General features: G+C 66.6%; 23 protein-coding genes and 1 pseudogene. 13 read left to right on the forward strand and 11 right to left on the reverse strand.

The window, feature by feature from the left end; all coding sequences use genetic code 11:
• Window positions 1–217: 217 nt before the first annotated feature.
• Genes FV226_RS12175 through FV226_RS12185 form a run of 3 tightly spaced genes read right to left on the reverse strand, consistent with a single transcriptional unit; the run spans window position 218 to window position 4,663 of the window.
• On the reverse strand, window positions 218–1,906 hold the full coding sequence (locus FV226_RS12175) for a hybrid sensor histidine kinase/response regulator (RefSeq protein WP_246691580.1): 1,689 nt from the start codon (window positions 1,904–1,906) through the stop codon (window positions 218–220).
• A 35-nt stretch (window positions 1,907–1,941) separates the two neighbouring features.
• Window positions 1,942–2,403: a response regulator gene (locus FV226_RS12180; RefSeq protein ID WP_147763121.1), complete on the reverse strand. Its 462-nt coding sequence runs from the start codon at window positions 2,401–2,403 to the stop codon at window positions 1,942–1,944.
• 1 nt (window position 2,404) lies between these two features.
• On the reverse strand, window positions 2,405–4,663 hold the full coding sequence (locus FV226_RS12185; RefSeq protein ID WP_147763122.1) for an ATP-binding protein: 2,259 nt from the start codon (window positions 4,661–4,663) through the stop codon (window positions 2,405–2,407).
• 25 nt (window positions 4,664–4,688) lie between these two features.
• Between FV226_RS12185 and FV226_RS12190 the strand changes: the two genes are divergently transcribed.
• The 4 genes from FV226_RS12190 to FV226_RS12205 all read left to right on the forward strand — a co-directional run bounded on the left by FV226_RS12190 (window position 4,689) and on the right by FV226_RS12205 (window position 8,985).
• The gene (locus FV226_RS12190) at window positions 4,689–6,893 is read left to right on the forward strand and encodes an ATP-binding protein (RefSeq protein WP_187278743.1); all 2,205 of its coding nucleotides are present in this window, start codon (window positions 4,689–4,691) and stop codon (window positions 6,891–6,893) included.
• A gap of 428 nt (window positions 6,894–7,321) precedes the next feature.
• Window positions 7,322–7,693, forward strand: coding sequence for a TIR domain-containing protein (locus tag FV226_RS12195; RefSeq protein WP_147763124.1), 372 nt, complete (start codon window positions 7,322–7,324; stop codon window positions 7,691–7,693).
• Between the two features lie 9 nt (window positions 7,694–7,702).
• Window positions 7,703–8,695 (forward strand): caspase family protein, encoded by a 993-nt coding sequence (locus tag FV226_RS12200; RefSeq protein WP_147763125.1) that lies wholly within the window; start codon window positions 7,703–7,705, stop codon window positions 8,693–8,695.
• An 8-nt stretch (window positions 8,696–8,703) separates the two neighbouring features.
• Window positions 8,704–8,985, forward strand: coding sequence for a hypothetical protein (locus tag FV226_RS12205; protein ID WP_147763126.1), 282 nt, complete (start codon window positions 8,704–8,706; stop codon window positions 8,983–8,985).
• Window positions 8,986–9,089: 104 nt separating this feature from the next.
• On the opposite strand, the pseudogene FV226_RS12210 reads toward FV226_RS12205, so the two are convergent.
• Window positions 9,090–9,461, reverse strand: a pseudogene (locus FV226_RS12210) (SbcC/MukB-like Walker B domain-containing protein); the annotation flags it as partial.
• Window positions 9,462–9,890: 429 nt separating this feature from the next.
• Here FV226_RS12210 and FV226_RS12215 point away from each other — a divergent pair.
• The 4 genes from FV226_RS12215 to FV226_RS12230 all read left to right on the forward strand — a co-directional run bounded on the left by FV226_RS12215 (window position 9,891) and on the right by FV226_RS12230 (window position 12,686).
• Window positions 9,891–10,700: a dsDNA nuclease domain-containing protein gene (locus tag FV226_RS12215; protein ID WP_187278744.1), complete on the forward strand. Its 810-nt coding sequence runs from the start codon at window positions 9,891–9,893 to the stop codon at window positions 10,698–10,700.
• Window positions 10,701–10,751: 51 nt separating this feature from the next.
• A complete protein-coding gene (locus FV226_RS12220; RefSeq protein WP_147763128.1) occupies window positions 10,752–10,943 on the forward strand; it encodes a hypothetical protein in 192 nt (63 codons plus the stop codon).
• Window positions 10,944–11,030: 87 nt separating this feature from the next.
• The gene (locus tag FV226_RS12225) at window positions 11,031–11,846 is read left to right on the forward strand and encodes an ATP-binding protein (protein ID WP_147763129.1); all 816 of its coding nucleotides are present in this window, start codon (window positions 11,031–11,033) and stop codon (window positions 11,844–11,846) included.
• A 69-nt stretch (window positions 11,847–11,915) separates the two neighbouring features.
• A complete protein-coding gene (locus FV226_RS12230; RefSeq protein ID WP_147763130.1) occupies window positions 11,916–12,686 on the forward strand; it encodes a hypothetical protein in 771 nt (256 codons plus the stop codon).
• Window positions 12,687–12,955: 269 nt separating this feature from the next.
• Here the strand turns inward: FV226_RS12230 and FV226_RS12235 are convergent, their stop codons facing one another.
• The 7 genes from FV226_RS12235 to FV226_RS28960 form a co-directional block, all read right to left on the reverse strand.
• Window positions 12,956–13,318 (reverse strand): hypothetical protein, encoded by a 363-nt coding sequence (locus FV226_RS12235; RefSeq protein ID WP_147763131.1) that lies wholly within the window; start codon window positions 13,316–13,318, stop codon window positions 12,956–12,958.
• 62 nt (window positions 13,319–13,380) lie between these two features.
• Window positions 13,381–13,959: a hypothetical protein gene (locus tag FV226_RS12240; RefSeq protein WP_246691581.1), complete on the reverse strand. Its 579-nt coding sequence runs from the start codon at window positions 13,957–13,959 to the stop codon at window positions 13,381–13,383.
• Window positions 13,956–14,372 (reverse strand): DUF6634 family protein, encoded by a 417-nt coding sequence (locus tag FV226_RS12245; RefSeq protein ID WP_147763132.1) that lies wholly within the window; start codon window positions 14,370–14,372, stop codon window positions 13,956–13,958. Before FV226_RS12245 ends, FV226_RS12240 begins: the two co-directional genes overlap by 4 nt.
• The gene (locus FV226_RS12250; protein WP_187278745.1) at window positions 14,369–14,779 is read right to left on the reverse strand and encodes a hypothetical protein; all 411 of its coding nucleotides are present in this window, start codon (window positions 14,777–14,779) and stop codon (window positions 14,369–14,371) included. The genes FV226_RS12245 and FV226_RS12250 overlap by 4 nt, the downstream gene beginning before the upstream one ends.
• A complete protein-coding gene (locus FV226_RS28340) occupies window positions 14,769–15,344 on the reverse strand; it encodes a hypothetical protein (RefSeq protein WP_210246515.1) in 576 nt (191 codons plus the stop codon). Before FV226_RS28340 ends, FV226_RS12250 begins: the two co-directional genes overlap by 11 nt.
• Window positions 15,332–15,586: a hypothetical protein gene (locus FV226_RS12260; RefSeq protein ID WP_147763133.1), complete on the reverse strand. Its 255-nt coding sequence runs from the start codon at window positions 15,584–15,586 to the stop codon at window positions 15,332–15,334. The genes FV226_RS28340 and FV226_RS12260 overlap by 13 nt, the downstream gene beginning before the upstream one ends.
• On the reverse strand, window positions 15,586–17,304 hold the full coding sequence (locus tag FV226_RS28960; protein ID WP_147763134.1) for an AAA family ATPase: 1,719 nt from the start codon (window positions 17,302–17,304) through the stop codon (window positions 15,586–15,588). The genes FV226_RS12260 and FV226_RS28960 overlap by 1 nt, the downstream gene beginning before the upstream one ends.
• A 1,079-nt stretch (window positions 17,305–18,383) precedes the next feature.
• Here FV226_RS28960 and FV226_RS27950 point away from each other — a divergent pair.
• The 5 genes from FV226_RS27950 (at window position 18,384) to kdpB (ending at window position 22,745) form a co-directional block, all read left to right on the forward strand.
• Window positions 18,384–18,539, forward strand: coding sequence for a hypothetical protein (locus FV226_RS27950; protein ID WP_187278746.1), 156 nt, complete (start codon window positions 18,384–18,386; stop codon window positions 18,537–18,539).
• Between the two features lie 8 nt (window positions 18,540–18,547).
• A complete protein-coding gene (locus FV226_RS12270) occupies window positions 18,548–18,637 on the forward strand; it encodes a K(+)-transporting ATPase subunit F (RefSeq protein ID WP_036267122.1) in 90 nt (29 codons plus the stop codon).
• A 13-nt stretch (window positions 18,638–18,650) separates the two neighbouring features.
• Window positions 18,651–20,366, forward strand: coding sequence for a potassium-transporting ATPase subunit KdpA (kdpA, locus tag FV226_RS12275; protein WP_147763135.1), 1,716 nt, complete (start codon window positions 18,651–18,653; stop codon window positions 20,364–20,366).
• A 13-nt stretch (window positions 20,367–20,379) separates the two neighbouring features.
• Window positions 20,380–20,583 carry a hypothetical protein gene (locus FV226_RS12280; RefSeq protein ID WP_147763136.1) on the forward strand — a complete coding sequence of 68 codons (204 nt, stop codon included), beginning with the start codon at window positions 20,380–20,382 and terminating at the stop codon, window positions 20,581–20,583.
• 68 nt (window positions 20,584–20,651) lie between these two features.
• The gene (gene kdpB / locus FV226_RS12285; protein ID WP_147763137.1) at window positions 20,652–22,745 is read left to right on the forward strand and encodes a potassium-transporting ATPase subunit KdpB; all 2,094 of its coding nucleotides are present in this window, start codon (window positions 20,652–20,654) and stop codon (window positions 22,743–22,745) included.
• Window positions 22,746–22,760: the final 15 nt, after the last annotated feature.

Genomic DNA, 22,760 nt, shown 5'->3' on the forward strand with positions numbered 1-22,760 from the left:
CCGGGGCGGGATCGCGCCCCGGGCGTCACGGCGTTGGGATAGACGGCAGCGGCCGGGCTCGTAACCGGTTCAGGCTCAAACCCTCAATGCCCCCTGTCGACCTGCGCCTTGATGCAGCCTTTGAGCTCAGGGGTCAGCGCGATGTTCCGGGTCGGGTTGCTCGACATCCGCGATCCTTCGTAAGCGCTCGGTTGGCGGTCAAAATTTGACAGTTCGCCTAGCCGTTTCGGCTGCGGTCGGACACGAGTCGCAGACCCGGTTCCACCTTGCCGGCGAGGGCCAAGCCGACCTTGCGTTCGAGCTCCCCGTCCCGGAACGGCTTCAGGACAACCGCGTCCGATCCGCTCGCGCCGGCCGATTTCAGGGCCGTGGTGTCCGCGAACCCGGTGACGAACAGGACCGGCATCCCTGGCCAGCGCCTCCGGATCTCGATTGCCGCCTCGGCGCCGTTCATACCCGGCATCGCGAAGTCGAGCACCACGAGATCGACGCAAGGGTCCGCCTCCAGGCTGGCGAGTGCCTGGAGACCCGAGGCCGCCTCGCGCACGTCGTGTCCGATCTCCGAGAGACGGGTCACCGTGACTTCCCGGACCTCCGCGTCGTCGTCCACCACGAGGAGCGTCGGGCGGCTCCCCGGCGGATGCGTCAGGGCGCAATCGACCGGTTCAACCTTCTCGGTCGGGGCCACCCCGGCGCCGACGACCCGCGGCAGGTAGACCTTGATCGAGGTGCCCTCGCCGAGCACCGTGTCGATCCGGATGCCGCCGCCGGACTGCTTCACGAATCCGAACACCTGCGCGAGCCCGAGGCCCGAGCCCTTGCCGACCTCCTTGGTGGTGAAGAACGGCTCGAACACACGCGACAGGATTTCCGGCGGCATGCCGGTGCCGGTGTCGCTCACCGACACCATGACGTACTCGCCGGGCTGGGGCTGCTCCGGCCGGCTCGGCGGCCCTGTGACGATGACGTTGGCGGTCTCGATGGTCAGCCGTCCACCCACCGCCATCGCATCGCGGGCGTTGATGGCAAGGTTGAGGATGACGAGCTCGATCTGGGTCGCGTCGATCAGCGCCGGCCACAGGTCGGCCTGGAGCGTGGTCTCGATCTGGACCGCCCCGCCGATGGAGCTCTGCAGCAGTTCGCCCATCGAGACAACGGTGTCGTTCAGCCCGACCGGCGTCGGCTCAAGCCGCTGGCGCCGTGAGAAGGCGAGGAGTTGGGCCGTCAGGCGGGCGCCGCGGTCGGCTGCACCCTTCATCATGGAGAGCCGACGCTTCGAGCGGTCGTCCGAGACTGCGCGTTCCAGGAACTCGATGTTGCCGGCGATGACGGTGAGCAAGTTGTTAAAGTCGTGCGCCACTCCCGAGGTCAACTGCCCGACCGCCTCAAGACGCTGGTTCAGACGCAGGGCATCCTCGGCACGCTCGCGCTCGCCGATCTCGCGCTTGAGTTCGGCGTTGGCCTCGGCGAGCTCGCAGGTGCGCTCGGCGATGCGCGTCTCCAAGGTCTCGTTTATGGCCTGCAGCGCCGCCTCGGCCGCTCGCTTGTCCGCCCGCGCCCGCGCCTCGGCCAGCGCCCTTACGATGGTCCGGACCAGGCGGTCGAGCCGCTGCTTGGTGACGTAGTCGGTGGCGCCGTTCTTGAGCGCCTCGACGGCGACCTCCTCGCCGAGCGTGCCCGAGCAGAAGATGAACGGGATGTCCGGGCATTGCTCCCGGGCGATGCCGAGCGCGCTGACGCCGTCGAACGTCGGCAGCACGTAGTCCGCCAGGATGAGGTCGTGGCGGTCGGGCCAAGCGGTCGCAGCGAACCCGTCGCGCGTCATCACCCGCTCGATCACGAACGGATGGCCGAGGTCGTCCAGCTCCGCCTCGATGAGCTCCGCGTCGAGGTCGCTGTCTTCCAAGTGAAGAATGCGCAGCGGCCCTGCGGAGGGTCCGATCACCCGTTCGATGGCCAGCCTCCCCGATGCGGGGGCGCTTCGTTGAGAAGGGCCCAGAACACGCCGAGCTCCTTGATGGCGGCGAAGAACTCGTCGAACGCCACCGGCTTCACGACGAAGGCGTTCACCCCGAGGTCGTAGGAGCGGACCACGTCGGTCTCCTCGCGTGACGAGGTCAGCATCACCACCGGAATGCCCCGGGTCGCGGGATCGCCCTTCACCTTCGCCAGCACCTCAAGGCCGTCGACCTTGGGAAGCTTCAGGTCCAGCAGCACCACGGCCGGGTCCTGCTTCTGACGTTTCTCATGCGGGCCGCGACGGTAGATCCAGTCGAGTGCCTCGGCGCCGTCGCGGCAGATGACGATCTCGTTGGCGAGTTGGCTCGATTCCAGCGCCGCCATCGTCAGCTCGATGTCGTTCGGGTTGTCCTCGACGAGGAGGATCGGCTTCAGTCCGGCCATCTCAACGAGCCTCCTCTCGCATCGGAAGGGTGAAGGTGAAGGTCGCGCCCTCGCCGAGCCGGCCCTCGGCCCAGGTGCGGCCACCGTGGCGCTCGACGATGCGGCGCACGTTGGCGAGCCCGATACCGGTCCCCTCGAACTCCTCGACGCGGTGCAAGCGCTGGAACACGCCGAAGAGCTTGTCGACGTAGGCCATGTCGAAGCCGACGCCATTGTCGCGCACGAAGAACACCGCCTCGCCGTCCTGAGGTGGAAGCCGGCCGACCTCGATGACCGCCTCGGCGCGGTCGCGCGTGTACTTGACGGCGTTCGAGAGCAGGTTCTCGATCACGAGCCGCAGCATGAACGGGTCGGCGTAGACCCGGCCGAGTTTGCCGACCTCCCAGCGGACGGTCCGACCGGGGGCGACGTCGCGCTCGACCTTGCGGCGCACCTCGTCGACCAGGGCGCCCATCTCGCCGGTGTTCTTGTTCAGCGAGTGCCGGCCCATCTGCGAGAACGTCAGCAGGTTGTCGACCAGCGTGCCGGCCGAGAGGGCGGCCTCGATGATTGTGTCGACGTAGTGCCGCCCCTTGTCCGAGAGGTTCTGGCCCTCACGGTTCCGAAGCAGGTTCGAGTAGCCGACGATGTGCCGGAACGGCGCTCGCAGGTCGTGGCTCACCGAGTAGGAGAACGCCTCCAGTTCCTTGTTCGAGCGCTGGAGCTCCTCGCTCATGGCGGCGAGCTCCTCGGCCCGGCGAAGCACGATCCCGAGCACCGACGACCGCAGGTCCTTGGCCGCCTCGACCTCCGGCACGGACCACGCAGAGGAGCGGCCCTGCACCGTCTCCTTCCAGATCTCGAACGACTTTCGCGGATGCAGCCGTTCGGGGCCGCCTTCAGGATCGGCCTGGACGGCCTTTACCGGATTGCCGCCCCACTTCACCGTCCGGACCACCTCGGGCCTGAACCAGAGGATGTAGCTCGCGTACTTCTTCGAGATCGAGATGGCGAGGAGTCCGCTGGCCCGCTCAACTAAGGCCGACGCTCCGGAAATGTCGTCGGACAGGGCCTCGGATACGAAGACCTCGTCGGTGTCGGGGCGCGCCGCGAGCCAGTCGTACAGGCCGCGCACGTCCCGCTCGTCCGGCGTCGCGCCGAGCAGCCGGCAGCGGTCCGCCGTGACGACCGCCGCGCCGGCGGCGTTCACCAAGGCGAGCACGTCGTCGGGATGCTTGAGCAGGCCGTCGACGAAGCTGTCCTCCTCCGCCATGAACCCGAGCAGGCGCGCCTGCACCTGCCCGAGCGCGAGCCGCTGCTCGGCCTGGGCGCCGCGCTCGCGCGCCGAGAGTTGCAGGGCGAAGATCTGGGTGAGCACGTCGCAGGCGTTGCGGGCATGCAGCGGCACGCGCTTCGGTACGGCGTTGTGGCAGGAGATCAGGCCCCACAGCGCGCCATCGATGAGGATCGACACCGACATGGAAGCCATGGTCCCCATGTTGCGCATGTACTCGACGTGAACCGGCGAGACGGAGCGCAGGACCGACTGGCTGAGGTCGAGCGGTTTTCCCGAGGGCGTCATCGCCGGCAGGATCGGCACGGGCGCGTAGCCCGCGTCCGGGATGATGCGCAGGCGGTTGCGGCGGTAGAGCTCGCGCGCCTGGGCCGGGATGTCCGAGGCCGGGAAGCGCAGGTCGAGGTAGGACGGCAGCGCGCCGTTGCCATCCTCGGCCAGCACCGTGCCGTGCCAGTCCCGGTCGAAGCGATAGACCAGCGCACGGTCTAGGCCGGTCACCGCACGGATGTCCTCGGCGACCAGCTGGCAGAGCTCATCTATGCCGTAGGCGGTTTGAAGGCGCTCGACGAAGGTCCTCAGCCGTGGGGTGAGCACATCAAGGCCGACGCCCAACGACGTCGCGTCGACCTCCTCCAGTTCCAGCACGACGAGGCCGTCGATCCGGTGCGCCGCGACCTCGTAGGTCAGGCGCGCGGCGTCCGAGCTCAGTGTCACGGTTCGGAGGTAGGATGCGCCGGCTTGCGGACCGGCCTCGTCGAGATGACGCCGGACGATGATGGCAAGGTGCGGGAACGCCGCGTCGAGGGCCTTGCCGACCGGCGCCTCGACCGGGGCGTTCGCGCTCGCTTGGACGATGGTCAGTGACTTCGCGTCGAGCACCAGCAGAAAGCCGTGCGGCTGCACGCTGCCCACGATGTTGATCGGCTCGCGGTCGCAGGCCGTCAGGTCGACCCGCTGCCGGACCTCGTCGCTAGCTTGGTTCAAGGAGGATGCATCCCGGTTGGGCCGGATGCGGACCCTCGGGCTCCTGATACCAGCGCGTGCTCGGGCTCCATATAGTCCAAAAGAACTGGTGCCGAAGGTTGTCCCTGGGCTGACGGTCCGTTTCAATCCGTCGCGCACGGATCCTAGGCAACCTAGACTTGACCGTTCCATTGGACATCGACCCGCTCGCGCGATGCCCACTGGACAGGATGATCGAGCCCGGTCGGAGGCACTCGCCGGCTACGCGATCCTCGACACGCCGCCCGAGCCCGCCTTCGACGATATCGCCCTGCTCGCCTCCCAGGTGTGCGGGACGCCGATGGCGTTGGTCTCGCTCGTCGACGAGGATCGACAGTGGTTCAAGGCCCGTATCGGTTTCCCGGCGTGCGAGACAGACTTGGCGCGATCGGTCTGCGTCCACGCCCTCGCCGAGCCGGGCCTCACGGTCATCCCCGACCTGGGCGGCGACGTACGGACCAGATCCAACCCACTCGTGATAGATTCGGGTGGCTTGCGCTTCTACGCGGGCACGCCGCTGGTGACCAAGACGGGCGTTGCCATCGGTACCTTGTGCGTTCTCGACACGCTCCCGCGACCGGGCGGCCTGACGCCGGACCAATCGTCCGCGCTGGCGATGCTGGGCCGGCAGGTGATGACGCAGCTGGAACTGCGCCGCTCAGTCGCCGACCTGGCGCAAAGCACCGCGACGCTGCGGGAGAGCGAGGCGCGCCTGCGCACGGTTTTCCAGACCATCTACCAGCTTCAGGGACTGCTGAGCCCCGACGGCAACGTGTTGGATGTCAACGACACCGCCCTGAAGGCAGTGGGTCGGCGGCTCGAAGAAGTCAGGGGCAAGCCGTTCTGGGATGGACCGTGGTTCGCCGCGACCCCGGGGTTACCGGATCGGCTGCGCTCCTGGGTGGCTGACGCCGCCTCAGGGGCCACGGTCCGTGAGGAGGTCGAGGCACGGCTGCCGGGCGGCATCCGGACCTTCGAACTCGCCTTCCTGCCGGTGCCGGGGCCCGACGGGGCGACCGCTCTCGTCGTGGTCGAGGCCGTCGACCTGACCGAGCGCCGCGCCGCCGAGGGCCAACTGCGACAATCGCAGAAAATGGAAGCGGTCGGTCAGCTGACCGGGGGCATCGCGCACGACTTCATCAACATGCTCGCGGTCATCGTTGGCAGCTTGAACCTCCTGGAGCGCCGCCTCGCCAAGGGGGAGACCGAGGTCGGGCGCTACGTCGAGGCCGCCCTGGACGGCGCGGGCCGGGCCGCGGCGCTCACGCACCGCCTGCTCGCCTTCTCGCGGCAGCAACCCCTGTCGCCTGCCGCCCTCGACGCCAACCGCATGGTCTCGGGGATGCACGACCTGCTGGTGCGCACGCTGGGCGAGGACATCCGGGTCGAGACCGTCCTTTCGGCGGGGCTGTGGAAGGCGCGTGCCGACCCGAGCCAGCTGGAGAACGTGATCCTGAACCTGTGCGTCAACGCGCGGGACGCGATGCCGGACGGCGGCCGGCTGACCATCGAGACCAACAACGCCCACATTGACGACGATTACGGGGGCGCGAACGACGTCGCCGTGGGCCAGTACGTGCTTGTCGCGGTGTCCGACACAGTTACCGGCATGCCGGCCGACGTGGTCGCAAAGGCGTTCGATCCGTTCTTCACGACCAAGGGGCCGGGCAAGGGCACGGGGCTCGGCCTGAGCCAGGTCTTCGGCTTCGTGCGCCAGTCCGACGGTCACGTGAAGATCTATTCCGAGGCCGGCCACGGAACGACCCTCAAGGTCTACCTGCCGCGCTTTCACGGCTCGGAGGAGGTGCCGGCCGAGCTCCCGCAACGGGCCGGGCGAGGGTCGCGCGGCACCGAGACCATCTTGGTGGTCGAGGACGACGAGCGCATGCGGGCCTGCTCGGTCGAGTCCCTGCGCGAACTCGGCTACGACGTCTCGCATGCTCCGAGCGGCGCCGACGCGCTTCGCATGTTCGAGGCGGGGCGAACCTTCGACCTGCTGTTCACCGACATCGTCATGCCTGGGATGACCGGCCGGCAACTGGCTGAAACGGCGCTCGCCCGGGTCCCCGGCATGAGAGTGCTCTACACGACCGGCTACACCCGGAACGCGGTGGTCCATAATGGGGTGATCGATCCCGGCACCCACCTTCTGTCCAAGCCCTACGGCATCGACCAGCTGGCCGAGAAGGTTCGGGCCTTACTCGATCGGTAGAACGACGCCGGCGTCGACGGACTACCGACCCAGGATGCTTTTCCGACGCTTCCAGGTCGCGACCTTGCGCAGGAGCCGTGAGCCGATGACAGGAATGGAAAATCCATAGTAGACGATCGTCAGCGCGAGATATCCCAATGCGGCATCGCTGAATTTATCCATCCTCCCCGTTATGAACCGGGAGCGCATATATGAAATAATCAAGGCCGGTATAATGAATGCCGCGATCAGGTAGATATTATTGGGTCTTTCAACTCGGGCACTTATAAGGACTTCCCTAATCGAGTTTATGCAGTCCGTTGCTTAAGGTCGGTGTATCGGGCCGCGGCCGTCGCTTTAGTGCAGCAACGGTATACGGCGGTATCGCCATGGGATAAGGATGTAGTACATATCATGAACATGCCCGATGGGGCAGGGGAGGGACAGCCGTGGCCGACAAAAAAGTGGTGTTCATCGCATTCGCCATAGAGGACGAGGCACAGCGCAATCTGTTCGTCGGGCAACGGCTGCATCCGCGGTCGCCGTATGAATTCATCGATATGTCCGTCAAGGAACCCTATGACGAGAACTGGAAGGATCGCGTTCGCACGCGGATTAAGCGTTCCGACGGCGTGATCATCCTCGTCAGCGAAAACTCCCTGCAATCGAGCGGGCAGAAGTGGGAGATCAAGTGCGCAAAAGAGGAAGGTAAGAAGATCCGCGGCATCTGGGCGTACTCAACCGATCGCACGCAGATCGACGGCGTAACGACTTACACGTGGACGGACACGAACATCAGCGGCTTCATCGACACTCTCTGAGGGGTTCGAATGCGCAAGGCCCTTATCGTCGGCATCGACCATTATGATCACATCGGCTCGCTGAGCGGTTGTGTGAACGATGCCTACGCGGTCAAGTCCGTGCTTGAGCGGCATGCCGACGGGACCGTGAACTTCGCCAATCCCCGCATCATGATCGGGGCCGGCGGTTCGGCCGCGGTGAGGAAATCAAAGCTGAAGGAGGCCGCCCGCGAACTTTTCGCGGGCGATGCAGACATTGCGTTGTTTTATTTCGCGGGGCATGGGTTCATCGAGGACACCGGCGGTTTCATCTGCGCGACGGACTGCGAGACCGGCGACGACGGTTTTTCGCTGCACGAACTGATGAGCCTCGCAGCTCAGTCGCGCGCCCGGAACAAGGTCGTTATCCTCGATAGCTGCCACAGCGGTGTCGCCGGTGATCGCGGCGGCGGGCAGCCTGTCGCCGAGGTTGGCGAGGGGATGACCGTCCTGACCGCGTCCACCGCGGAACAGTACGCCTTCGAGATCGAGGGCGGCGGGGCAGGGGTGTTCACGACCCTGCTGGTCGATGCGCTGGGCGGCGCCGCCGCCAACCTCGTCGGGGAGGTGACGCCTGGCAGCATCTATGCCCACATCGACCAGTCACTCGGTCCATGGGCGCAGCGTCCGGTGTTCAAGACCAATGTGAAGACTTTCGTCTCGCTGCGGAAGGCGGAGCCGCCCATCCCGCTCGTGGACCTGCAGGCACTCGCCAACCATTTCCCGCGCGCGGCCTACGATTTCCCGCTGGACCCGGCCTATGAGCCGGAGCGGTTGGAGGACCAGAAACTCGACCCGGGCATACCGGCGCCCGACCCGGCGAAGACGGCGGTATTCGCGGTGCTGCAACGCTTCGTTAAGGTCAACCTGGTCCGGCCCGTGGGCGCCACGCACATGTGGCACGCGGCCATGCAGGGTAAGTCGTGTGAGTTGACCGTCCTCGGCGAGCACTACCGCAAGCTCGTTGCGAGCGGGTTGATCTGAGGTGTTCCGTGGCGGAGGTTGATTATGAGGTCTTGCTGGAAGGATTGGTCGAGCGGTTGGCCGCCGTGGAGCACGAGCGGTGGTCGCATTGGCAGAAATACATGCATGGGAAGTCCGTGCGACAGGCCGACGGGTCCTTGACCATACCTGCCGAACTCGTCGACCGATGGGAAAAACAGATAAGCTCCGGTTATGACGATCTCTCCGAAAAGGAGAAGGAGAGTGACCGAGAGCAAGTACGGAAGTACCTGCCGATCATCATGGCTGCATTGACCCAGCAGGGGGGTTGAACGGCCGGGGTGGGGCGCCGGCATACCCTGGGATGCGGTCGATCATCGCCGCGGCGTGCGACACCTACACCCTGGGTGACGAAGTGACCACCCGAGAAAGGCGCTCAACCCGGCAAGCAGCTGTCGACGGCCCTCACGACGCTGCGTCCGTTTCCTCGGCGCTCGACCCGTACCTGGACGGCGATGCGATCGATCATCGCGGCTACGTGGGTGATCACGCCGACGCGCCGGCCCTGGCCCTGGCCCTGCAAGGTCTCCAGGGCGTCGATGGCGACATCGAGGGTGTCGGCGTCGAGCGGCCCGAAACCCTCGTCGATGAAGAGCGTTTCGACGAAGGCTTGTCGTCCCTCCAGGCGGGAAAGCGCCAGCGCTAGGGCGAGCGCCACCAGGAAACGCTCGCCGCCCGAGAGGCTGCGGGTGCCGCGCAGTTCGTCGCTCATGTCACGGTCGAGGACGTGGAGCGCGAGGTCGGCGCCCTGACTAGGGATCGGCATGGGAAAGCCGATGACGACGCCGTAGACCTGCATGCTCGCGCTCCGCGAATCCTTCGGAACAAAAAAAGAACACATTGAGAAGGTTCCACGAAAGCTGCCACGTTTGCGACGATGAGCATGGGGACGATCGGCGGATGACGGGCGGTTTCCATCGCGGAGCGGCATGACGGCGCGCAAGTGCTGCTCGCCCTCGTCGGGGGGAGCGCGACCTGAACGGGGGCGGACCCATAGGGATCGGCCCGCGGTCGATCGTAGGCCGGCACAGCCTGAGGTGGGAAACGACCTCTCCGGCAGCCACATCAGGTCGGACGCCCCACACGAAAGGCGACTTGCGAAGGTTGCATAGGAGCTACCTATGCGTGATCCTCGCCCGATTGGGACATGGTCACAGGGGCGCGGGCCTTGAGCTTGATGGACGATCTCGTCGCCATTCCACAGCGCGAGAAGGGTGGAAGCATCGCGCTCGAACGGCTCGATTACCAGGCCTCCTGGGCCGTCTCGCTCGTTCTTATGCTGCACGGGAAGTCGGATGACTACGCAATCGCGTTCGAATTCCATGATGACATCGTGGTTCTCAACGGGTCGGCCCTGCCGATGAAGGCGAGATTTTATCAGGTCAAAACCAGGACGTCCGGCAATTGGACCGTGAAACGGCTTACACAGCGCTACAAGCGGCGTGAAGGGAGCGAAAAAATCCCGTCGATATTGGCGAAGATGTACGACAACCGGGTTAAATTTGGAGATGCGGTCGAGGTTCTAGGCTTCGTCAGCAACCAGCCCTGTGAGTTCATCGAGCATACGAAGTGTCCTTGCACCTTCGACGAAGGGGAAAGCGTCAAGACCGACGCGCTCAAGAAAGCGATGGCTGCCGAGGTCTCGACGTTCGCCGCAGGCGACATCGACCTTTTCGAGTATCATCTATCGGACCTTCCGCTAGGCAGGCCCGGAACCATGCTGCGGGGCTTGATCGTCCAGTTCCTTGAGACCCAACTCGGCATCCCGGACTGTCCATCATCGGCGTTCGTCGTGGTCATCCTCGAACATGCCCGCGAACGATCCAAGCATATGGGGAGCGTGACGAACTTCCAGGACCTCATGCGGGCGAAGGCGCTGACGCGTGTCCAGGTCCAGGAGATGCTGGACGAGACCAAGCGACGCCATCAGAGCAGGCCGAAGTGGTCTACCGTCGCGAACGACCTTACCGGGATATCTCCCGTCTGAAAGCGCGACATCGGCCGCGCTTGGGCACGGTACGAACTTGAGAAGCTGAGCGTGGTCACGATCGCTTTCGAGCGGTTCTGCACGAGCCTTCGTGACCTCGCGAACGATGTCGACGACGGCGATCAAACCCTCGCCGGGATCGTTACATCAAATCTCGGTCACGTCCGCGCGCTCGCCCAACGGTTCGGCATCAATCAGGATGACGCGTACCTAAGCGCCGCCTTCCTATACGAGTTCTCATAATGAGCGCCGAGCGCAGATTCAGATTGCTGGTGAGGAACTTGCGCAAGAAGACCGATGAAAAACTTACGCTTCAAAAAATTATATCTCATGTCCGACCTGGAGCAGGGGGCGTTCAAGACGACATTCGATCCGAAGATGACGATCATCCTCGGAGGCAACTCGACCGGTAAGTCTTCCCTGATCAAATCCTTGTACTGGGTCCTCGGGGCAGATCCAGCCCGCGTTCATGAAAGTTGGCCCAACCTGAAGGTGACCGGTCTCCTTGAGTTTCAGGTGGACGGTAAAACCTACTTCATGCTCAGGCATGGATCGGTTTTCGCGCTGTTCGACGAGGCGCGTGTTCTCATGGGGTCGATGCAGAAGGTGACCAGCCAGTTGGCACCGTCCCTCGCGAAGCTGCTCGGGATCAACCTGGTCCTGCCGGACCGCAAGGGGAACCCGACGACGCCGACACCGGCCTTCTTCTTCCTGCCGTTCTACGTCGATCAGGATGTGGGTTGGGAGCGTCCCTGGCAGTCGTTCGAAGGGCTGAAGCAGTTCGCCAACTACCATCGAAGCATCGTCTCGTACCATTCGGGCATCCTGCCGGACGAATGGTACGCCCGCCGGGCCGAGCTTCAACTGATGACCGTCGAGAAAGGCGAGTTGCAGAGCCAGGCCACCGTCGTCGAGCGGTCGGCCCTGGCCCTCCGGCAATCCGTGACCCAGGACGCGTTGTCGATTGACCAGGAAGCGTACGAGGCGGCGATCCTGCGATTGCTAGCCGAGTTAAAGAAGCTGCGTGAGAAGCGAGCTAGGTTCGCCGCCGCGTTGAGCGACGTGATCGCGCAGAGAACGCTCCTGAACGACCAGTTCGAGGTCGGGCGCCGCGCCCTCAAGGAACTTGAGAACGATCGTGAATAGCTCGTCGAGCGTGGCGACGAGCCTATCCCCTGCCCGACGTGCGGAACCGTCCACGAGAACAACTTCGCGATGAGGTTCGGCATCATCGAGGACCGCGAGGCATGCGTCGCGGTCCTGAACGAGCTCGTCGACCAGATGATCGAGGTCAAGGCGCAGGTCGAGGCCGCTCGCCTCAACCTGCGGACCGCCGATCAGCAAATCGCCGCCGCCCAGGAGGTGCTCACCATCAAACAAGGCGAGATCACCCTCGCTCAGGTGATCGCGTCCGAGGGACAGCGTCAGGCACTGAGCGTCTTCGACCAACAGGCCGCGGATATCGAGGCCAAGGCAGCCGAGCTTACCAGCGGCATCGCGTCGGTCAAAAAGCTAATCAAGAAACTTGAAAACAAAGCGCGAAAGGACAAGATCGTGACCTTCTTCGCAGACAAAATCACGGAAAACCTGAATTCGCTGGATGTCAAAAATATCAATTTGGACAAGGCGCAGAAGATCCACTACGTCATCAAGGATACCGGATCGGTTCATCCACGAGCGGTCCTTTCCTACGTCCTGGCGTTCGTCAGCACCTGCTTCGAGCATTCGACGGCGATCACGGCGCCCGTAGTCCTCGACAGCCCATTGCAGCAGGATCAGGACCCCGTAAATGCGAAGCGCATCTTCAGCACGATCGAAGCCCAGAGGCCTGAGAACGCCCAGTTCATCGTGGGCTCGGTATCTCTAAACGGATACGACATGAAGGGAAAGGTGATCGAGCTGGCCAACGAGCGTAAATTGTTCCAGCCCAACATATACGCCGAGATATCCGCGCTCATCGATGTGTTTCGATTTCAAATGCTATAAGCTTAGCGCTGTCAGACTAAACGCTTCTGAATTTGCGATCCTTCCACTCTCAATGTCATTCTGCACAGCTGGCCTTTTCGGGGGCTGTTAGTCAGCTGACCCGACGCGGCCAAGCGCTTTTTGCCGGAAGGCATACCGGGTGTTCCACCATCGTGCCGCCCGATGAGTTCGAGCACCGTCCGCCTCCAGCGAAGGACGAGGTCTCCGATCTCTCCGCCGACGGTCGTCGGGACCTGGGAGCTGCTTGCACTGCGCACCAAGACGCCGCGCTAGGGGAACGACCGCAGGATCGGGACCCCCATCTTCGGGCACCCTTCGAGCGACGTCGCCAGGAGCGGCCGCCCCCGCAGCGCCAGGGTGAACCGGCCCTCGGGGGCCGTGCCCATCACCCATTCCGGCTCAAACGGGGCGCTGCCCTGGTAGGTCCGGATCCGGGCCGGCCGGCCGCGCAGGTCGCCCTCGTCCGTGCAGGCCATCGTCCACCGGACGCCGCCCGGGCCGCCGTCGACGATCAGCCTCGCGGCAAGGATCCCTCCCTGGGGCGTGGGCGCGACGAGACGGGCCTCGAAGCGATCCGCCGCGGCGGGTGTGGAGAGGGCGGCGACGGCCGCGAGGGTCAGGAAGGTTCTCATCACCGGATCATGCGATCAAAGGATTGAAGGACGGCCTGGCCGGATCGATAGAATGCCTGGGCTCAGACGATTTCGAGGTCGAACTCCCGGGCGGCCATCCAGCCGCCGACCATCATCCGCGCCTCCTTCAGACCGACATCGCGCAAGCGGGCGTAGAACACCGCGATCGCCGTCTCGGCGTCCTCGGACGTAGTCTCGAAATGCCGGGCAACCTTCTCCCAGACGCTGTCGAGGACGAGCGGTCCCGACGGCTGGAGCGAGTGGCACGGCGCCTTGTACCCGGCCCGCCGAGCGGCGATCTCGATCTCGCGGGCTTCCGCCGGGACCAGGTGCCGACCGGATGCATGGGCCTCGTCTTTGGCCATGGCGAGCCTGTGCCATCCGGACAGCGTCCGAGCCCAGCCGATCCCGCCTGGTCCGGTCTCCATCGCAACGACGGGATCGCTGCGGCGCTTGACGCCATCCGACAGGCCGAAGATCGCCATCGTGCCCGAGACCGGGTCGGGGCCCTGGAACCAGCGATGGAGGACGGGGGCATGCACCCAGAGCTCGGCCGGAGGTACCCACCCGGCTGCGAGCCTGTCGCGGTCGTCGAACGCAGCCTTGAGGGCGGTGAGGACCTTCTCGCTGAGGACGATCACGGCTTCACCTCCGTCTCGTCGTCGAAGTCGGGCTCGGGGCACGCCTCGCGACCGCGGCCCCGGCGGCCGGACAGGATCCTGTCGAGCCGCGCTTCGTTCGAGGCGGTGTGCTCGCGCCCCAGGATGTACAGGGTCTTCTGCGTGACCGCGTAGCCGTCGCCCAGGTGCTGGATCGGGCTCGTCCCGATCCAGCGATTGCCGAGGGTTGGATGGCCCCAGCAGTTTCCGACGAGGCTCGGCAGGTCGGTCCCCGGGTACGGGCGGACCGACCAGTCGTCGAGGAAGGGGGCCTCGGCCAGGGCTGCCTCGTTGGGCACCCAGCCTGCCTGGATCTGGGCGAGGGTCTCGCGGGCCTTGGCGCGCCGCCGCTCCAGGGCTTGCAGCTCGAAGCTGTTCAGGACCTTCAGTCTCACGGCTGCACTCCACTCGTCACGACGATCCGTCCTTGGGGAAGAGCTTCCGCCCCGGCGATGAAAGTTTCCAGGGCCGCCCAGCAGGTCCCGTCAGGCTCGAACCACGCGAAGTCCGCCATCACGACGATGCCGCCGTCGGGGTCGCGGAAGCCCGGCTCGATGCGGGGCCGGTACCGGACGGGGACCGCATCGTCGGGCCGTCCCAGTCCCGGGACGGGGACGCCGCGGGCCCATGCATGGACGTCCCGGATCCTGGTCCGGATCGTCCGGAGGCGGGAGGCCTCCGACGACCGGAAGACCACGTCGCGCAGGGCGATCGCGTCCATGTGGGCGGCGACCCAGCGACCGACGCGGACGGACCATCGGCGCCGGGTGATGTTCCGGTAGACCTCGACCTCAGCGGGCATGTTCGTCGCAGGCGGTCTTGGACCACCCCCCGGACCGGAACCGACCGGGGCGGCCGCACGCGTCGCAGATGCCGGCGGACAGCCGCTCGGCGGCCTCGATGATGGCACCGAAACCGGGCCGGGCGTCGTCGTCCGCGCCCCAGTAGAACCTCAGCGTCGCGAACTTCTCCTTGACCTGAAGGGTCTGGAACCCGGCCGGCAGCCCGTGCTCGATCAGCTTCTCGGCGGTCGCGGCCAGAAGCCAGTGCCACCCCGCCGACGTCTCCGTTGTCGTCGTGTAGACCGTCGGGTAGGCCTTGGTGAGCGCGACGTAGCTATCCTCTGGCGCCACCGGGGACGGCGTCCGCCAGCGCAGGGCGAGCGTCCGCGAGAGCAGCTCGCACAGGACGGCCGGGTCGGCTGGAGCGGCCTTCGGGTCCCGGGGCCGCGGCCGGGGGACCTGGGCGAACCGGACCCGCGGGCCGTCCGGCGTGACGTCGACGCCGGCGACGGTGACGAACTCGGCCTCGCCCCGCAGGACGACGGCGAGGATGGCGGTGGCCTCGGCTTGGATCAGGCGGGACATTGGGGGCTCCATTGGCGGGCGCGGACGGGGGGAAGGCGGGGGACGACGCGAAGGAAGCCCGCGGCCGAGAGGCCCTCGTTGAGGGCGATGGAGGGGTCCCGGTCCCCGTCCTCGACGAGGCGGACCAGGGCGGCGACGTAGCGGTGGACGCCGGGCCCGAGGCAGGCGTCGACGCGCTGGTCGAAGACCTCGGCCTCGACGATGTCGCGCAGGGCGCGGAGCTGCAGCAGCGGGGTCGGCATCACTGCCTCCGCGCGGAGTGCGAGCGGGCGTCGACGACCGCCTCGATGAGCCGTCGCAGGACGCGCAGGCTGCCCCCGGGCCAGTGCTCGGCCAGGGCGTCGGTCTCCCACTCCTCCAGGGGCGGGCACCAGATTTCGTCGAGGCCCCGATCGGCGCGGACGTCGTCGAGGATCGAGGTCGCCAGGGGGATCAGGTGCTCCGGACCCGGGGTGGGGATCTCGATCACCCTCAGGCGGTCGAGCAGCGGCTTCGGGAGGCCCCCGAGGCCGTTGGCCGTCAGGAGGAACGTGACCGCGCTGAGGTCGGTCGCGCATTCGAGGTAGGGGTCGGAGTACCGGGCCGCGGTCTCCCCGCCGGTGACGTTCACCAGCACGTCCAGGATGGATCCGTTGTGGTGCGAGCGCCCGGCCTTATCGACCTCGTCGAGGACGAGCGCCGGGTTGGCCACGCCGGACTTGAGCATCTCCTGGAAGGGCACGCTGAAGCGCGCGGTCGACCACTGCCGGCTCGTGCCCATGAAGGATGCGTCGGACGATCCTCCGAGCGAGTGGACGCTCACGGGCAGCCCGAGGACCTCGCCGAGCCTTCGGGCGTACCGAGTCTTCGCCGCCCCCGGCGGACCGACGAAGAGGGTCGGCGGCACGTAGGACCAGTCCCGGCCGACGAGCCCGCTCAGGATCCTGCCAGTGATCTCGCCGAGGTGGACGAACTCCGCGTCGAGCTCGGCCTGGATCTCGGGCAGGTCCCGGTGCGTCCCGACGAGGGGCAGACGCTTGCCGGCGATCTTGCGGGCCTCGTCGACGGGGTTGTTATCCCCCTTCTTGCCCTTGGGCAGGTGCTCGGTCGAGGCGAGCACCATGCGGCTCGGGCCGAAGAGGATGTCGCCGGCGCTGTACGTCCGGCCGTCCTCGACCGGCCTGGTCGGCTTGGCCGGCGCCGGGTCCCGCACGATCCCGGAGCGGTCCTCCGCCAGGTCCGCCAGCGCCGACAGGTCGTCGTCCTCCGGGGCGGCCTCCGGCTCCTCCTTCACGGGGCCCTCGGCGATGCCTTGAACGACGACGCCGAGGAAATACGCCAGGTCGCGGACGTCGCCGTAGGCGTGGAGGAGTTGGTCGTTCCGGGCCTCCGGGACGTAGGGCGCCGCGTCGGCTCCCACGGGCGGCATGCGCGAGGCGATCAGGTACTCGATCGCCGACCGGAGGAGCCGGAACGGGAGCGCGCTGACGCTCGGCGTGGAGCTCGTCATGCGGTACGCGTCGAACGCCAGCCCGGCGCAATGGGCGGCCGCGCCCGGGCAGCCGAAGCCGGCCTCCCAGATCCAGCACCGCATGACGAGGTCGTCGAGCTCCATGCGGGTCTCGCCCAGCATCTCCTCGCCTTCCCAGTGGAAGTCGGCCCGCGACACGGCCAGGGCGCAGGACCGGCGCGCGACGCGCAGGTTGGCCAGCGTCGGATCGTCCTGGAGCCGGCGGAGCGTCGCGTAGAGGCGGGGCGGGAGCCGGTGCTTCGACCCAGTCTTCACCAGGGGGAACAGGTAGGCCGCGACGTCGATGCGGACGTCCTCGCCGAGGAACTCCGCGCCGGCGAGGAGCTCCCGGCTCGTGTTGGGGATGCCGCCCCGGGCGGGCGTCTTGCTGATGAAGCTGTCGCGGGCGAGGCGGACGGAGAGGACGGCCTGCGCGCGAGCGCGGGCCTGGTGGTCGGACATCTTGGGCATGGGGGTCTCGCAGGCAGAAGGACACGCGGGGTCGATCCGAGCTCGGGGCTCAGGCTATCGAGGCGGTCCGTTTCTGCAGGCGCGAGGTCATGGCGAAGGTCGTGCTCCGTGGGAGTCCGCAAGATGCATGAAGGGGTGGTCCCGTTCAAGACGGTCCGGGGGCTCGCTGAAATCCTGGTGTACGAAACCCTGGACTGATCCAGTCAACACGACGGGATGCCCCTGGAAATGTGCGGTATAACGATCATTCTGGTCCGAAACCCCCGAAATGTTCGCGATAGCACGCATTTCGGGATGCCCAGTATGCTGGGCATAACCTCGGGATCCGCTACGGATGCCCAGGATGCTGGTCATCCGATGTTACAAACGGCTGACAAGAACCCGGATCGGTCACCCGTTTGTAACATCGCCACCGCAACGACTATCGGGATCCCGCTTGATAGCCGACCCAATGATCCGCTTTTGACCCTCAAAGTTCCGCACCAAATCAACCTAGAGTAAGCGGGCTGCCTGATACTAATCGGGTGGCCCGTTTCATCATGCGGCAGGCTGCAAGCGGTTTGTGATGTGCAGCGGGCAGGACATAGGGCGTTCCCACATGCTGGAGCGGGTCTATCTGCAAAATCAAATCCTTATGCCGAACCGTCTCGCACCCTCTCGAACGCTTATGCGGGTTCGAGGATCGTAGTCAGCCGCCCCGATGGGGTGCCAGGTTGATTTCCCGTGGACCTCTCCGACCGACGACCGGCCCGATGCAATGGTGACGGCACCATCGGCCGATCCCAGTCCCTTGAATGTCTGCGGCGCCTGCTCTCCCGGTGCCGAGCATGCGGGATCGCCTTCCACGGCTATCGGCTCGGTGTCGATGGCGTAGTCCAGGTCGACCGTTCGAGGTGGCGGATCGAATGCCCCCGGGCCGCCCAGGCAGGCTGCCCGCTCGGGTGTGCCGAGTTCCGTCTCGCCCTGCGCACGGCCGCGCCTGCGGACTGAAAGGCCACCGTCCCAGGGTCGACCAGCGAGCGACCCGCGATCCTAATGCGTCCCTTATAAAATCGTCCGAGCTTCCGTCTCGAACCCTAATGCGGTTCGCGTCCACATTGGTCCTGGGCGAGACCGGTCCTGCATCGGCCCCCGAACCGAACGGACCGACCATGCTCGACATCGCCTTCATCGCCGCGGGGCTCGCCTTCTTCGGCCTGGCCGCCGGCTACGCCGTCCTCTGCGAACGCCTCTGAGGCTCGCCATGACCCTCGACCTGACGCTTGGCGCCCTCGTGACCCTGGGGCTGCTCGGATACCTCACCTACGCCCTCGTCCGCCCCGAGCGGTTCTGAAGGAACGCCTCCCATGACCATCAACGGCTGGATACAGATCGCGCTGTTCTGCGCGGTCGTCCTCGCGCTTGCCCGCCCTCTCGGCGGCTACATGACCCGTGTCTTCACGGGTGAGCGAACCTTCCTTTCGCCCGTGCTCGCCCCCGTCGAGCGTGGGCTTTACCGCGTCGCCGGCATCGACGCCCGCCAGGAGCAGCACTGGCTGTCCTACGCCCTGGCCATGCTCGCCTTCCACGTGCTCGGCTTCCTCGCCCTGTACGCGCTGCTGCGCTTCCAGGCGGTCCTGCCGTTCAACCCGGACGGGCAGTCCGCCGTCGCGCCGGACCTCGCCTTCAACACGGCGGCGAGCTTCGTGACCAACACGAACTGGCAGAACTACGGCGGCGAGACGACGATGTCTTACCTCACGCAGATGCTGGGGCTGACCCACCAGAACTTCCTGTCGGCGGCTACCGGCATCGCCCTGGCCGTCGCCCTGGTGCGCGGCTTCTCGCGCGCCTCAGCCGCCACCGTGGGCTCGTTCTGGGTCGACCTGACCCGGACCACCCTCTACGTGCTGCTGCCGATCTGCGTCGTCTACACGCTGTTCCTGGTCTCCCAGGGCATTCCCCAGACCTTCGGCGGGGCCATCGAGGCCACCACCCTGGAAGGCGCCAAGCAGACCATCGCGGTCGGCCCGGTCGCGAGCCAGGTCGCGATCAAGATGCTGGGCACCAACGGCGGCGGGTTCTTTAACGTCAACGCGGCTCACCCGTTCGAGAATCCTACCGCCCTCGCGAACTTCGTCCAGATCGTCTCGATCTTCGCCATCGGCGCGGCGATGACCAACGTCTTCGGCCGCATGGTCGGCGACGAGCGCCAGGGCTGGGCGATCCTCGCTGCTATGGGCGTGCTGTTCCTAGCGGGCGTCACCGTCGTCTACTGGGCCGAGAGCGCCGGCAGCCCCGTTCTCAACGCGTTCGGCCTGACCGGCGGCAACATGGAGGGCAAGGAGGTCCGCTTCGGCATCGTCGCCTCGGCGCTGTTCGCGGCCGTCACCACGGCGGCGTCCTGCGGTGCCGTCAACGCCATGCACGACAGCTTCACGGCGCTCGGCGGCATGATCCCGCTGATCAACATGGAGCTTGGCGAGATCATCGTCGGCGGCGTCGGGGCCGGCCTCTACGGCATCCTGGTCTTCGTCATCGTGACGATCTTCGTGGCCGGCCTGATGGTCGGTCGCACGCCCGAGTACCTCGGCAAGAAGATCGAGGCCAAGGAGGTCAAGATGGCGATGCTCGCCATCCTGTGCCTGCCGCTGATGATGCTGGGGTTCACGGCACTGGCCACCGTGGTCGCCGCCGGCCTCGCGGGCCCGGCCAACGCCGGCCCGCACGGCTTCTCGGAGATCCTGTACGCCTTCACCTCGGCGGCGGCGAACAACGGCTCGGCCTTCGGCGGGCTCACAGGCAACACCCTGTTCTACAACACCACGCTCGGCCTCGGCATGCTGTTCGGCCGGTTCTTCGTGATCGTCCCGGCGCTCGCCATCGCAGGGTCGCTCGCCGCCAAGAAGACGGTGCCGGCCTCGGCCGGGACGTTCCCGACGCATGGGGGCCTGTTCGTCGGCCTGCTGGTCGGCGTGATCCTGATCGTCGGCGGCCTGACCTTCTTCCCGGCGCTGGCGCTCGGACCCATCGTCGAGCACCTCGCCGGCGGCCTCGGCCAGACCTTCGCGGCGGGGGGGTGAGGTGCAGGACGCCATGCTTCCATCCCGCAACCGCGCCGCCATGCGGCGCACCCTCGCACGTCACCGGCCGAGGCCGCCGACATGGGACCGGGTCCGACGGGACCGCCGCGACCTCCGCCTCTCGGACGTCATCCTCGGCATGCTCGGCCTCACGCTGCTCGGCGCCCTCGGCATCATGGCCGGGGCGGCCCTCCTCGGCACCGCCCTGGCCCCCTGAGCCCCCACTCGGCGGCGCGTGACCGCGCCGCCGCCCGAGATGCCTCACCATCCAATCGGACAACCGCAATGGCCCGCCCAAACTCCACGAGCCTGTTCAGCGCCGCCCTCGTCGGCCCGGCGCTCGTCGGCGCCCTGACAAAGCTCGACCCCCGGAAGATGATCAAGAACCCGGTCATGTTCGTGGTCGAGGTCGTGGCCGCGCTCACCACCGTCCTGTTCATCCGTGACGTCGTCACCGGCGGCGCGAACCTCGCCTTCTCCGGGCAGATCATCCTCTGGCTGTGGTTCACGGTGCTGTTCGCCAACTTCGCCGAGGCCATCGCCGAGGGGCGCGGCAAGGCCCAGGCCGATAGCCTGCGGCGCACCCGCACCGAGACCATGGCCAAGCGCCTGAAAGGCACCGGCCGGGACTTCGAGACCATCCCCGGCAACGACCTGAAGGTCGGCGACGTGGTCCTGGTAGAGGCCGGCGACATCATTCCATCGGACGGCGAGGTCATCCTCGGCGTGGCAGCGGTGAACGAAGCCGCCATCACCGGCGAGTCCGCACCCGTGATCCGCGAGTCGGGCGGCGACCGCTCGGCGGTGACCGGAGGCACGCAGGTGCTCTCCGACGAGATCCGGGTGCGCATCACGGCCGCGGCCGGCTCGACCTTCGTCGACCGGATGATCGCCCTGGTCGAGGGCGCGTCGCGCCAGAAGACCCCGAACGAGATCGCGCTCAACATTCTGCTCGCCGGGCTGACCCTGATCTTCGTCTTCGCCGTGGCCTCGATCCCGAGTTTTGCGTCTTATGCCGGCGGTGCGATCCCGTTGATCGTGCTGGTCGCCCTGTTCGTGACGCTGATCCCCACGACCATCGGCGCGCTCCTGTCGGCCATCGGCATCGCCGGCATGGACCGGCTGGTGCGCTTCAACGTGCTCGCCATGTCGGGCCGGGCCGTAGAGGCGGCCGGCGACGTCGACACGCTGCTGCTGGACAAGACCGGCACGATCACGCTGGGCAACCGGCAGGCCACCGAGTTCCGCCCCGTCCGCGGCGTGACCGAGCAGGACCTCGCCGACGCCGCCCAGTTGGCCTCGCTAGCCGACGAGACCCCGGAGGGGCGCTCCATCGTCGTGCTGGCCAAGGAGAAGTACGGCATCCGGGCCCGCGACATGGCGAGCCTGAACGCGACCTTCGTGCCCTTCACCGCCCAGACCCGGATGAGCGGCGTCGATCTCGACGGTTCTTCCATCCGCAAGGGCGCCGTCGATTCCATCATCGCCTCGGTGAGTTCACAGCCGATGGCGACCCGTGGCTCCGGCGCGGCGCTGGCTTTCAGCCCAGGCGTCGCCGACGAGACGGTCCGCGAGATCCAGGCCATCGCCGAGGACGTCGCCAAGGCGGGCGGCACCCCGCTCGCCGTGACGCGGGACGGCCAGCTTCTCGGCGTCGTCTACCTCAAGGACATCGTGAAGGGCGGTATCCGCGAGCGCTTCGCCGAACTCCGGCAGATGGGCATCCGCACGGTGATGATCACCGGCGACAACCCGATGACCGCGGCCGCCATCGCGGCCGAGGCCGGCGTCGACGACTTCCTCGCCCAGGCCACCCCCGAGGACAAGCTCGCCCTGATCCGCAAGGAGCAGTCCCAGGGCAAGCTCGTCGCCATGTGCGGCGACGGCACCAACGATGCCCCGGCGCTCGCCCAGGCCGACGTCGGCGTCGCGATGAACACCGGAACGGTCGCGGCGCGCGAGGCCGGCAACATGGTCGACCTCGACAGCGACCCGACCAAGCTCATCGAGATCGTCGGCATCGGCAAGCAGTTGCTGATGACCCGCGGGGCGCTGACCACGTTCTCCATCGCCAACGACGTCGCCAAGTATTTCGCCATCATCCCGGCGATGTTCCTGGTGCTCTACCCGCAGCTCCAGGCCCTCAACGTCATGGGCCTCGCCTCGCCCGAGAGCGCGATCCTCTCGGCCATCATCTTCAACGCGCTCATCATCGTCGTCCTGATCCCGCTGGCGCTGAAGGGCGTGTCCTACCGGGCGGTCGGGGCCGGGGCGCTGCTGCGCCGGAACCTTTTGATCTACGGCCTCGGCGGCATCCTGGTGCCCTTCGTCGGCATCAAGGCCATCGACCTCGCCATCACCGCCCTGCACCTCGTCTGAGCTGCCGCCGCACAC

This window comes from Methylobacterium sp. WL12 (assembly GCF_008039475.1).
GTDB classification, from domain to species: Bacteria; Pseudomonadota; Alphaproteobacteria; order Rhizobiales; family Beijerinckiaceae; genus Methylobacterium; species Methylobacterium cerastii.